21 protein-coding genes are annotated in these 11,268 nt (G+C 41.8%); 18 read left to right on the forward strand and 3 right to left on the reverse strand.

Translation table 11 applies throughout. From position 1 onward, the window contains the following. Positions 1–38: 38 nt before the first annotated feature. From rplN to rplQ, 18 genes are all read left to right on the forward strand, one after another. Positions 39–407: a 50S ribosomal protein L14 gene (rplN, locus tag C5Z25_RS10370; RefSeq protein ID WP_105448023.1), complete on the forward strand. Its 369-nt coding sequence runs from the start codon at positions 39–41 to the stop codon at positions 405–407. A gap of 35 nt (positions 408–442) precedes the next feature. Further along, the gene (gene rplX / locus C5Z25_RS10375) at positions 443–754 is read left to right on the forward strand and encodes a 50S ribosomal protein L24 (protein ID WP_105448024.1); all 312 of its coding nucleotides are present in this window, start codon (positions 443–445) and stop codon (positions 752–754) included. Positions 755–784: 30 nt separating this feature from the next. Continuing rightward, on the forward strand, positions 785–1,327 hold the full coding sequence (rplE, locus tag C5Z25_RS10380; RefSeq protein ID WP_105448025.1) for a 50S ribosomal protein L5: 543 nt from the start codon (positions 785–787) through the stop codon (positions 1,325–1,327). Between the two features lie 20 nt (positions 1,328–1,347). Further along, complete coding sequence (locus tag C5Z25_RS10385) at positions 1,348–1,533, forward strand: type Z 30S ribosomal protein S14 (protein ID WP_003638073.1); 186 nt, start codon at positions 1,348–1,350, stop codon at positions 1,531–1,533. A gap of 34 nt (positions 1,534–1,567) precedes the next feature. Beyond that, a complete protein-coding gene (rpsH, locus tag C5Z25_RS10390) occupies positions 1,568–1,963 on the forward strand; it encodes a 30S ribosomal protein S8 (protein ID WP_105448026.1) in 396 nt (131 codons plus the stop codon). 29 nt (positions 1,964–1,992) lie between these two features. Continuing rightward, on the forward strand, positions 1,993–2,529 hold the full coding sequence (rplF, locus tag C5Z25_RS10395) for a 50S ribosomal protein L6 (protein WP_105452531.1): 537 nt from the start codon (positions 1,993–1,995) through the stop codon (positions 2,527–2,529). 34 nt (positions 2,530–2,563) lie between these two features. Further along, on the forward strand, positions 2,564–2,929 hold the full coding sequence (gene rplR, locus C5Z25_RS10400) for a 50S ribosomal protein L18 (RefSeq protein ID WP_304466361.1): 366 nt from the start codon (positions 2,564–2,566) through the stop codon (positions 2,927–2,929). 20 nt (positions 2,930–2,949) lie between these two features. Then, complete coding sequence (gene rpsE, locus C5Z25_RS10405) at positions 2,950–3,450, forward strand: 30S ribosomal protein S5 (RefSeq protein WP_105448029.1); 501 nt, start codon at positions 2,950–2,952, stop codon at positions 3,448–3,450. 13 nt (positions 3,451–3,463) lie between these two features. Further along, positions 3,464–3,646 carry a 50S ribosomal protein L30 gene (gene rpmD, locus C5Z25_RS10410; protein ID WP_105448030.1) on the forward strand — a complete coding sequence of 61 codons (183 nt, stop codon included), beginning with the start codon at positions 3,464–3,466 and terminating at the stop codon, positions 3,644–3,646. A 31-nt stretch (positions 3,647–3,677) separates the two neighbouring features. Then, the gene (gene rplO / locus C5Z25_RS10415; RefSeq protein ID WP_105452532.1) at positions 3,678–4,109 is read left to right on the forward strand and encodes a 50S ribosomal protein L15; all 432 of its coding nucleotides are present in this window, start codon (positions 3,678–3,680) and stop codon (positions 4,107–4,109) included. 1 nt (position 4,110) lies between these two features. Continuing rightward, positions 4,111–5,406 (forward strand): preprotein translocase subunit SecY, encoded by a 1,296-nt coding sequence (secY, locus tag C5Z25_RS10420; protein ID WP_105452533.1) that lies wholly within the window; start codon positions 4,111–4,113, stop codon positions 5,404–5,406. 64 nt (positions 5,407–5,470) lie between these two features. Next, the gene (locus C5Z25_RS10425; RefSeq protein WP_304598425.1) at positions 5,471–6,121 is read left to right on the forward strand and encodes an adenylate kinase; all 651 of its coding nucleotides are present in this window, start codon (positions 5,471–5,473) and stop codon (positions 6,119–6,121) included. A gap of 179 nt (positions 6,122–6,300) precedes the next feature. Continuing rightward, positions 6,301–6,519 carry a translation initiation factor IF-1 gene (infA, locus tag C5Z25_RS10430; RefSeq protein WP_003638082.1) on the forward strand — a complete coding sequence of 73 codons (219 nt, stop codon included), beginning with the start codon at positions 6,301–6,303 and terminating at the stop codon, positions 6,517–6,519. 36 nt (positions 6,520–6,555) lie between these two features. Then, on the forward strand, positions 6,556–6,675 hold the full coding sequence (gene rpmJ / locus C5Z25_RS10435) for a 50S ribosomal protein L36 (RefSeq protein ID WP_003638083.1): 120 nt from the start codon (positions 6,556–6,558) through the stop codon (positions 6,673–6,675). 30 nt (positions 6,676–6,705) lie between these two features. Further along, positions 6,706–7,071: a 30S ribosomal protein S13 gene (gene rpsM / locus C5Z25_RS10440; RefSeq protein ID WP_105448034.1), complete on the forward strand. Its 366-nt coding sequence runs from the start codon at positions 6,706–6,708 to the stop codon at positions 7,069–7,071. Positions 7,072–7,096: 25 nt separating this feature from the next. Continuing rightward, on the forward strand, positions 7,097–7,486 hold the full coding sequence (rpsK, locus tag C5Z25_RS10445) for a 30S ribosomal protein S11 (protein WP_105452535.1): 390 nt from the start codon (positions 7,097–7,099) through the stop codon (positions 7,484–7,486). Positions 7,487–7,572: 86 nt separating this feature from the next. Beyond that, positions 7,573–8,517 carry a DNA-directed RNA polymerase subunit alpha gene (locus C5Z25_RS10450; protein ID WP_105452536.1) on the forward strand — a complete coding sequence of 315 codons (945 nt, stop codon included), beginning with the start codon at positions 7,573–7,575 and terminating at the stop codon, positions 8,515–8,517. Between the two features lie 21 nt (positions 8,518–8,538). Then, positions 8,539–8,922 (forward strand): 50S ribosomal protein L17, encoded by a 384-nt coding sequence (rplQ, locus tag C5Z25_RS10455; protein ID WP_105448037.1) that lies wholly within the window; start codon positions 8,539–8,541, stop codon positions 8,920–8,922. Positions 8,923–9,131: 209 nt separating this feature from the next. Here rplQ and C5Z25_RS10460 read toward each other — a convergent pair whose 3' ends face one another. From C5Z25_RS10460 to C5Z25_RS10470, 3 genes are read right to left on the reverse strand one after another with little or no spacing between them, the layout of a single operon-like run. After that, the gene (locus C5Z25_RS10460; protein ID WP_105452537.1) at positions 9,132–10,121 is read right to left on the reverse strand and encodes a polyprenyl synthetase family protein; all 990 of its coding nucleotides are present in this window, start codon (positions 10,119–10,121) and stop codon (positions 9,132–9,134) included. A gap of 6 nt (positions 10,122–10,127) precedes the next feature. Further along, a complete protein-coding gene (locus tag C5Z25_RS10465) occupies positions 10,128–10,697 on the reverse strand; it encodes a Gx transporter family protein (protein ID WP_105452538.1) in 570 nt (189 codons plus the stop codon). 4 nt (positions 10,698–10,701) lie between these two features. Further along, positions 10,702–11,181, reverse strand: a complete 480-nt coding sequence (locus tag C5Z25_RS10470; protein ID WP_105452539.1) for a NusG domain II-containing protein — start codon at positions 11,179–11,181, stop codon at positions 10,702–10,704. Between the last annotated feature and the right edge of the window lie 87 nt (positions 11,182–11,268).

The following is an 11,268-nucleotide window of genomic DNA, read 5'->3' on the forward strand; positions in this document are numbered from 1 at the left end:
TTAGCTGAAGAATATTAAATGAAGGGAGGACACTTACTGTGATCCAACAAGAAAGTCGTTTAAAAGTTGCTGACAATTCCGGTGCCCGTGAAATCCTAACTATTAAAGTTTTAGGTGGTTCAGGTCGTAAGACTGCTAATATCGGTGATGTTATCGTTGCTACGGTCAAACAAGCAACACCCGGTGGTGTTGTCAAAGCTCATGATGTTGTTAAAGCAGTTATTGTCCGGACTAAGTCTGGTGTTCACCGGACTGATGGTTCATACATCAAATTCGATGAAAATGCTGCAGTTATTATCCGTGATGACAAGACACCTCAAGGTACTCGTATCTTTGGCCCTGTCGCTCGTGAATTACGTGATAAAGACTTCATGCGTATCGTTTCATTAGCCCCAGAAGTTCTGTAATCACACACCGTAAATATAAGGAGGTGCGCAACCTAATGTTGATTAAAACTGGTGATAAAGTTCGTGTAATCAGCGGTAAGGATCGTGGTCAAGAAGGTACTATTAAAAAAGTTATCTCTGCCAAGAACCGTGTCGTTGTTGAAGGTGTTAACAAGATTAAGAAACACCAAAAACCAACGAATGTTAACCCACAAGGCGGTATCGTTGATATCGAAGCACCAATTGATGCTTCTAACGTTATGTTCCTTGACCCATCAAACAACGAACCTACCCGTTTAGGTGTCCGTCGCGAAGATGGTAAGCGTGTCCGTTTCTCAAAAAAGAGCGGCAACGCTTTAGAAAACTAAGAGCCTAACTGAAAGGAGGAAGCAAGTTTCATGGAAAACCGTTTAAAAGCTCAATATGAAAAAGAAATCGTCCCAGCATTAGTTGACAAGTTTAATTACACTTCAGTAATGCAAGTACCTAAGCTGGCAAAGATTGTTTTGAACATGGGTGTTGGTGATGCAGTCACTAATGCTAAGAACTTAGACGAAGCCGTTGAAGAATTGACTTTGATCGCGGGCCAAAAACCTTTGGTTACTCGTGCAAAGAAATCTATCGCTGGTTTCCGTCTTCGTGAAGGTATGGCAATTGGTGCCAAAGTTGACTTACGTGGTGAACGTATGTATGACTTCTTGGATAAATTGATCAATGTATCATTACCACGTGTTCGTGACTTCCATGGTGTAAGCACTCGTTCATTTGATGGGCGCGGTAACTACACATTGGGTGTCCGTGAACAATTGATCTTCCCAGAAATCAACTATGATAATGTTAACCGTGTACGCGGTTTGGACATTGTACTCGTAACGACAGCTGATAGTGATGAAGAATCACGTGAGTTGTTAACTCAATTTGGCATGCCATTTGCTAAATAATCGAAGGGGGTTAATCGAAGTTGGCTAAAAAATCACAAATTGCTAAACAAAAGCGTGGCGCAAAGTTTAATGTTCAAAACTATACTCGTTGCGAACGTTGTGGTCGTCCACATTCAGTTTACCGTAAATTCCACTTGTGCCGTATCTGCTTACGTGACCTGGCCCACAAAGGTCAAATCCCTGGCATGAAAAAGGCCAGCTGGTAAAAAACGAACCCAAGTTAAAGGAGGTTAAACTTTCATGATGACTGATCCAATCGCAGATTTCTTGACTCGTATTCGTAACGCTAACATGGTACGTCACGACTCATTAGAAGTTCCTGCATCAAAAATCAAACGCAACATTGCTGAAATTTTAAAGAATGAAGGCTTTGTTCGCGACGTTGAATATATGGATGATGACAAACAGGGCATTATCCGTGTCTTCTTGAAGTATGGTAAAGACAACGAACGTGTAATTAGTGGTTTGAAGCGTATTTCAAAACCAGGTTTACGTTCATACGTTAAAGCTGATGCCGTTCCTAAAGTTTTAAATGGTTTAGGTATTGCTATCATTTCAACTTCAGAAGGCGTAATTACTGATAAAGAAGCTCGCGCTAAGAAACTTGGCGGCGAAGTTTTAGCTTACGTTTGGTAATAAATAATTAAGACGGGAGGTGCAAGTAAGTGAGTCGTATTGGTTATAAAGTAATTGAACTACCCGCTGGGGTAGAGGTATCACAAGCTGGTGAAGTGGTCACAGTTAAGGGTCCTAAGGGAACATTAACTCGGAACATTTCCAGTGATATCACGATGTCAGTTGAAGGCAATGAAGTTAAATTCACTCGCCCATCTGATGACTATAAGATGAAGGCAGTGCACGGAACTACTCGTGCTAATGTCAACAACATGGTTGAAGGGGTTACTAAAGGCTTTGCTAAGAATCTTCAATTGGTCGGTGTTGGTTACCGTGCCCAATTGCAAGGTAAGAAATTAGTATTAAGCGTTGGTTATTCACATCCTGTTGAATTCGAAACACCTGAAAACTTGACAATTGAAGTTCCTGACAACACACATATCAATATCCTTGGTATTGGTAAGCAAGCTGTTGGCGATTTTGCTGCCGAAGTTCGGGCCGTTCGCTCACCTGAACCTTACAAAGGTAAAGGGATTCGTTACGTCGATGAATATGTTCGTCGTAAGGAAGGTAAGACTGGTAAATAATGCAGCCTAGTGCTGTCCATACTATATATTAGAGGTGACTATTGTGATTACAAAACCAGATAAGAATAAGACCCGCCAACGTCGTCACGCACGTGTTCGCGGTAAGATTTCTGGTACTGCTGAGCGCCCACGCTTAAATGTTTATCGTTCAAACAAAAACATCTACGCTCAAGTTATTGATGATGTAGAGGGTGTAACGCTCGCAAGTGCCTCAACATTAGATAGCGAAGTAACAGGCAACACAAAGACCGAACAGGCTGCTTCTGTTGGTGAAGTCGTTGCAAAACGTGCTGCCGAAAAGAAGATTGCTGACGTTGTCTTCGATCGTGGCGGTTACTTATATCACGGCCGGGTTCAGGTTTTAGCTGAAGCTGCTCGTGAAAACGGACTTAAATTCTAACAAAGGAGGAATAATACCACATGACTTTCATTGATCCATCAAAATTAGATCTTGACGATAATGTTGTTGCCATTAACCGGATTACTAAAGTTGTTAAAGGTGGTCGTCGTCTACGGTTTGCTGCATTGGTAATCGTTGGTGACCACAAAGGACACGTTGGTTTCGGTACTGGTAAAGCGCAAGAAGTTCCTGAAGCCATTCGGAAAGCTTCCGAAGCTGCTAAAAAGAACTTGATCACTGTACCAATGGTCGGTACAACCATTCCTCATGCAGCCCTTGGTGTTTACGGCGGTGGCCGCATTATGCTTAAGCCTGCTGTTGAAGGTTCCGGTGTTGCCGCTGGTGGCGCCGTTCGTGCCGTTATGGAATTAGCCGGTATTGATGATGTGACAAGTAAGCGTCTCGGCTCAAATACGCCTGTTAACGTTGTTCGTGCAACGTTTGAAGGTTTAAAGAGCTTGAAGAAAGCAGAACAAATTGCTGCTTTACGTGGCGTTTCAGTTGAACATTTAGCTGAATAGGAGGACAAACAACATGGCTCAATTAAAGATCACTTTAGTGCGCAGTGCGGCTCATCGTCTTCCTAAGCAACGTAAAATTGTTCAGGAACTTGGTTTAAACCGAGTTAACAGCTCAGTTCTAAAACCTGATGACGCGGCAACTCGCGGTGCAATCTTCCACATCGCTCATTTAATTGATGTTGAAGTAATCAAATAATTAAAATTTTTAAAGAGGAGGTGCCTACTAGATGAAGTTACATGAATTAACACCGAGTGAAGGTTCACGTTTTTCACGCCGTCGGATTGGTCGTGGCGATTCAAGTGGCCAAGGTAAAACTTCTGGTCGTGGTCAAAAAGGCCAAAAGGCGCGTAGTAAAGTACGTGTAGGGTTCGAAGGTGGCCAAATGCCATTGTACCGTCGGATTCCAAAACGTGGATTTACTAATATCAACCGTAAGGAATATGCGGTTGTTAATCTTGATGGCTTAAACCGTTTTGATGATGGTGCTGAAGTAACACCAGAATCATTAAAGGAAGCTGGCTTGGTTAAAAAGAGTTCTGCTGTTAAAGTTCTTGGTAATGGTAAACTCGACAAAAAGTTAACAGTTAAGGCAAGCAAGTTCTCCGAAACTGCCGTTAAGGCAATCGAAGCTGCTGGCGGTAAAACTGAGGTGATTTAACTTGCTGACTACCATGAAGAACGCTCTGAAAGTTAAGGATATTCGGAATAAAATTCTGTTCACGTTGGGCGTTTTGATTGTATTTCGTCTTGGCTCTTATATCACAGTTCCAGGGGTTAATGCAAAGGCGCTACAATCGGTTGCATCATCTGGACTGATAAGTATGTTGAATACATTCAGTGGTGGCGGCTTAACAAATTATTCTATCCTTGCTATGGGGGTATCCCCTTACATTACGGCACAAATCATTGTTCAATTGTTACAAATGGATATTGTTCCAAAGTTTGTTGAATGGGGCAAGCAAGGTGAAGTTGGACGACGGAAGCTTAATCAAGCGACTCGATATTTAACAATCATCTTGGCCTTCGTTCAATCAATTGGTATTACGGCTGGTTTTAACTCTCTTAGCTCGCTTAAATTAGTTAGCAATCCAAGCGTGTCAACCTATCTAACGATTGGGCTCATCTTAACTGGTGGTGCCATGTTGACAACTTGGATGGGAGATATGATTACTGATCGTGGGATTGGTAATGGGGTTTCAATCATTATCTTTGCTGGGATCATTGCTCGTACACCAACTTCGATTTATCAAATTTATCAAGAACAATTTGTCAATGTAGCAAAAAGTCAGTGGTGGTTGAGTATTTTAGTTGTGGTTGGATTGTTACTCTTGGTCATCATCATCGTTATGTTTGTAACGTGGGTTGAACAAGCTAATGATCGAATTCCAATTCAATATACTCGGCGTGCAGCTGGTGCACCTGATAGTAGTTATCTACCATTAAAGGTGAATGTTGCCGGGGTTATTCCTGTTATCTTCGCGAGTTCTTTCATCGCAACGCCACAGACAATTTTACTTGGTTTCCAATCCAGCCATGGTGACGAAACTTGGTATACAGTTATGAGTAACATCTTTAATATGCAGTCAACGACTGGTGCGATATTATATACCGTATTAATTGTGCTTTTCACGTTTTTCTATGCGTTTGTTCAGGTTAATCCTGAAAAACTCTCTAAAAACTTACAAAAGCAAGGCAGCTATATTCCAGGCGTTTGGCCTGGTAAAGATACTCAGGGCTGGGTATCTAAATTGTTAATGCGGTTAAGTACGGTTGGTGCCCTTTACCTTGGATTAATTTCCTTGATTCCATTGCTTGCTTCAGATATCTGGGGCTTGGATGAATCAATCGGGTTAGGCGGGACTAGTTTACTAATCGTGGTTGGGGTTGCCCTTGAAACTATTCGTCAAATTAAAGGGTTAATGATGAAGCGCGACTATGTCGGTTTCATTCGTTAATTAGCGAATGTGTTGGGGAGACTCAACACATTCTTGCATTATAGGAGGAAAAAACATGGGAACAATGAACCTGATTTTAATGGGTCTACCAGGTGCTGGTAAGGGTACTCAAGCGCAGAAGATTCTTGAAGATTTTGATATTCCTCATATTTCAACGGGTGATATCTTCCGGGCAGCAATTAAAAATGAAACCAAGATGGGCTTGGAAGCTAAGAAGTATATCGACCAAGGTAATTTGGTTCCTGACGAAGTCACCAATGGCATCGTTAAGGATCGGTTAGCTGAAGCGGATACTGCTAATGGCTTTCTCTTGGATGGTTATCCACGCAATATTGATCAAGCTCACGCTTTGTCACAAATCGCTAAAGATTTGAACAAACCGTTGGACGGTGTCATTAACATTCATGTTGAACCAGCAGTTTTAGTTGAACGACTTTCAGGTCGTTTCATCTGTCGGACATGTGGTGCAACTTACCACAAGTTATACAAGATGCCTAAAGTTGAGGGAACTTGTGATGTTTGTGGTGGTCATGATTTTTATCAGCGAGATGACGATAAGCCTGCAACCGTCAAAAATCGTTTGGATGTCAATGTTAAATTGAACACGCCATTAATCGATTATTACGGTCAAGAGAAATTGCTAGTCAATGTTGACGGTGATCGCGACATTGATGATGTCTATCGAGATATCAAGTCAGTTCTTGATAACCTTTAACCGTAAGTCCCATGAGTAGGAGCGTCATTTGCTTTTCAAATGCCGTTGTGATAAACTTATTCAGGTTTAGCCGTTGAATGATTTAGTATTTTTTTAATATTATTTAGACAATGACTGGTTCGAAAAGCGGACCAAAAACGTGGCAGCACGAAACCAGATAATAAGGGAGGGACAATTACTTGGCAAAGGAAGACGTCATCGAAATTCAAGGCACCATTAAAGAAACGTTGCCCAACGCAATGTTTAAGGTTGAACTTGAAAACGGCGCTGAAATCTTGGCACACGTTTCAGGTAAGATTCGCATGCATTACATTCGGATTTTACCTGGCGACAAGGTAACAGTCGAAATGTCACCTTATGATTTAACTAAGGGTCGGATTACCTACCGTTTCAAGTAGGATCGACACTTTGTACCTTATAGGAGGTAAATATTCATGAAAGTAAGACCATCTGTAAAGCCTATGTGCGAACACTGCAAAGTTATTCGTCGTAAAGGCCGTGTGATGATTATCTGCTCTGCTAATCCAAAGCATAAGCAACGCCAAGGTAAATAATTTAACTAATAAGTCGGAGGTGAAAAATTAATGGCTCGTATTGAAGGAATTGACTTACCACGTGACAAGCGTATTGTCATCGGTTTGACTTACATTTTCGGTATTGGTAATACGTCTGCTCAAAAGATCTTAGCTGAAGCTGGGGTTTCAGAAGACGTTCGTGTACGTGACTTAACTCCTGAACAAGAAGATAAGATCCGTGCCGTCGTTGACGGTTACAAAACTGAGGGTGACTTACGTCGTGAAGTTAGCTTGAATATCAAGTTACTTCAAGAAATCGGCTCATATCGTGGGATGCGTCATCGTCGTGGTTTACCCGTTCGTGGTCAACATACGAAGAATAACGCACGTACTCGTAAGGGTAAAAAAGTTAGCATCGCTGGACGTAAAAAATAATAAATAAGGGAGGTTTTCGAATTTTATGGCAACTAGAAAGACAACCCGTCGTCGTCGGGTAAAAAAGAATATTGAAGCCGGTGTGGCTCACATCCATTCAACATTCAACAACACACTTGTAATGATCACTGATATGCAAGGTAACGCAATTGCTTGGTCATCAGCTGGTTCATTAGGTTTCAAGGGTAGTCGTAAGTCAACACCTTTTGCTGCTCAAATGGCTGCCGAAGCTGCTGCTAAGGCATGTATGGAACATGGCATGAAGATTGTTGAAGTCGCTGTTAAAGGTCCTGGCTCAGGTCGTGAAGCTGCAATCCGTGCTTTACAAGCTACTGGTTTGGAAGTTAGTGCAATTCGCGATGTTACGCCAGTTCCTCATAATGGTTCTCGTCCTCCAAAGCGCCGTCGTGTTTAATCTGTGACGTTCATTTTGAGGGCAAACTTCATTTTGTGCGCACAACTACCAAACACCACGCGTTTTGAAAGGGGTAAAAGATAAGAATGATTGAATTTGAAAAACCTAACATTCATAAAATTGATGAAAACGACAACTATGGTAAGTTTGTTGTAGAACCACTTGAACGTGGTTATGGTACAACTTTAGGGAATTCACTTCGTCGGATTCTTCTTTCTTCTTTACCTGGCGCTGCTGTTACCAGTATTCAAATTGACGGGGTTCTTCATGAATTTTCAACGATAGAGGGCGTAACTGAAGATGTTACGGCAATTATCTTGAATGTAAAGAAGATCGCGCTTAAATTAGAATCAGACGAAACCAAGGCATTGGAAATCGATGTTAAGGGACCTGCTAACGTTACCGCTGGTGATATCATTGGCGATGCTGACGTAGAAGTCTTAAATCCTGATTTAGCAATTTGTACTGTTGCAGATGGTGCACACTTCCATATGCGTATGACTGCTAATACTGGTCGTGGTTATGTTTCCGCTGAGGATAACAAACATCGTGAAGATGATATGCCAATTGGCGTTTTACCTGTCGATTCATTATATTCTCCAATTGAACGTGTTAACTATCAAGTTGAAAACACGCGGGTTGGTCAACGTGATGATTTTGATAAGTTAACCTTAGACGTTTGGACAAATGGTTCAATCACTCCAAGTGAAGCCATTAGTCTATCAGCCAAAATCCTGACTGATCACCTTTCAATCTTCGTAAATCTCACTGATGAAGCTAAAAACACTGATGTGATGGTTGAGAAAGAAGAAACGCATAAGGAAAAAATGTTAGAAATGACGATTGAAGAGTTAGATCTCTCAGTCCGTTCATATAATTGTTTGAAACGTGCTGGTATCAACACGGTTCAAGAATTAACTAACAAAACTGAAGCTGATATGATGAAGGTTCGCAACCTTGGGCGCAAGTCGCTTGAGGAAGTTAAAGCTAAGTTAGCTGACCTTGGGTTATCATTACGCAAAGAAGACTAATACAAGGGAGGATATCCGTTCATGAGTTACCGTAAATTACAACGTACAAGTTCACAACGTCGTGCCTTACTTCGTGATTTGACTAGTTCATTAATCGTTAATGGTCGCATCGAAACTACTGAAGCTCGCGCTAAGGAAGTTCGTTCGACTACTGATAAGATGATTTCATTAGCTAAGAAGGGCGATTTACACGCTCGTCGTCAAGCCGCTACTTTTATGCGGGACATTGTTGCTGATGTTAAGGAAGAAGACGACAACGTAACTGTACAAACTGCTTTGCAAAAGCTATTTAGTGACCTAGGTCCTCAATATGCTGACCGCAATGGTGGTTATACACGAATTTACAAGACTATGCCTCGTCGTGGCGATGGTGCCCACATGGTTGTCTTGGAACTCGTTGACTAATTAAATTTTTTACGGATCACTGAGATTGATGGTTGACGGACGTTATGATGGTGGTTACCTATTTTGGTAACTAAGTCTAGTTCGGAAGTTATTTATGTTAAACATAGATGGCATATCGCAGTCTTAAGTGATTTTTTTGGTGCTAGTCAACTGAAAAGCGTCTAGATTGAGTTTGTATAAACTCAATCTAGACGCTTTTTTTAGTTAAGTTAATTATGTCGATCTAATAGTTGCTGCGTTAATCGGATTAAAGTGGTGCGAGTTGCGTTGTTCGGGAGCTTATTTAATAAATGTAGGGCTTGATTAGTGTAACTAGTTGCCAGTTGCTTAGCTCGGTCAACCCCGCCAGCGGCAATGACGATGGTTTGAATGCGGTGGCGGTCGGTAGCATTAATTTGACCTTGTTGTCGCAATAAAGGGAGCAGCTCAGTCCGGTAGTCGGTTTGTAGTGCAAAGATTAATGGGGACGTATAGACCCCTTCGGCCACATCTTCTAAGATTGGCTTCCCAATTTCGTGACTAACGGCTTGATAGTCAAGAATATCGTCTAGAATTTGAAACGCCATCCCAATGGCTAAGCCGATTTTACGTGCCCGGGCAGCAAACGGTGCGCTCTGACCAGATTCGTAAGCACCAAGGAAACAACTTAATGCGAAGAGTTCGGCTGTTTTACCTTGAATTTGTTCCTGATATTGCGTCATCGTAATATCAATGCGGTAATGGCGATCCTTCTGTTGGACCTCACCAATTAAAATTTTCTCCATATTTTCAGAATTTAATTGGATACTTTTAAAACTGCTCGAATATTGCGCTAAGATTTTAAACACGACAACGAATAGATAATCACCTGCATAGACTGCGACATCTTTGCCGAATTGCTCTTGAATGCTGGCCTGATGACGTCTAAGCTTTGCATCATCCAAGATGTCGTCATGAATTAAAGTCGCTGTATGCAACGTTTCTAGCGCTGCTGCGAGGGCAATCATTCGTTGTCGGTCCGTCGCCTTAAATTGTGAAAATAACAGACAGTAGGCTGGCCGCAAGAGTTTGCCACCGCTGTGAATCATTTCAAGAATGGCACTAGTAATGGCGGTATCAGAAATATTAATATTAGCATCCATTAGTTGCATAACTTGCTGTAACTCTGGTTGTAAAGTTGGATAATCATGCCAAAGTGGATGTAATTGCGTTGCTTGCATGAAAAGTTACTCCTTTTTTTGACTTGGTCGTTGTTCATGATTAAAACGTAAATAGCTCAGACTGGTCACATGGGTAAAGAGGTAATTGGCAGCAATACCGAGAGCACTACCAGCAGCTAGGCCAATGATTGATAACACCGGGAGGTACAACATGACAGTCCAAGTCTGGGCAATTAAGCTAGCAACTAAGAGTTGACCGACATTGTGCATCACACCACCGGTGGCAGAAATACCAATGATACTGACCCGTTTTGGTCCGAGCTGTTTAACGAGTAACATGGTAAATAAACTGAGAAAAGCCCCACCAAAACTATAGATAAAGGTTGAGAGTGTCCCACCTAAAAGGGCGGTTAAGATTAAGCGTAACCAGGTTAAGGTAATGACGTCACGAAAAGATAGCGTGAAAATAGCGACAATGGTGATGAGATTCGCTAGACCCAGTTTCGCACCAGGGGCAAAGGCGAAAGGGAAGGGAATCATGCGCTCTAGAATGCCGATAATGACGCCCTGGGCCACTAATAAGGCAATATAAATATTTCGGTGTGTTTTGTTAGATTGTTCATATGAATTATTCAAGATTTTACTCCGTAACCAGCCCGTTACCGCCAGCCTTGACTTGACCGGTACTAGACTTGATTTCAATTAAGATCTTATGGGGCAAACAGACAATTGTCTGTCCCGGCTTATGAATCCAGCCTCGGCGGACACAAACTTGATCCGCACAGTTGGCCTTAGTAATCGCGACACGTTTGGCTTTAAAGGTAATTTGATTATAATGGCCGGATTGATCACGATACGTATAATGCTGGGTTTTAGCTAATGTTGTTAAATTAACCTTTTTTAAGACATGCCCATCATGTGAAACGACCGCAGTTAAGGTATGGCGCGCTTTTTTAGCGCTTTGGGCGGCTTGAATGGTCTGTTGCCGTTGCTGGTAGGAGAAAACGGCCAAAGGAGCAAATGATAAAATGAGCAAGCTAACAATAATAATGAAATCAAACGGACGTAACATTGATCCGTATCGTTTTAGTAGTTGTTTGAATGCGCGTAAACGATGCATGCTTTGGCCTCCTTTTAGGTTGAATAAAAAATGGTTCAAGGTAAAAGCTACCCTTGAACCATCGGGAAACGATTTAATTAATTATAC

It is taken from the genome of Lactobacillus sp. CBA3605 (assembly GCF_002970915.1).
Classification (GTDB): domain Bacteria; phylum Bacillota; class Bacilli; order Lactobacillales; family Lactobacillaceae; genus Lactiplantibacillus.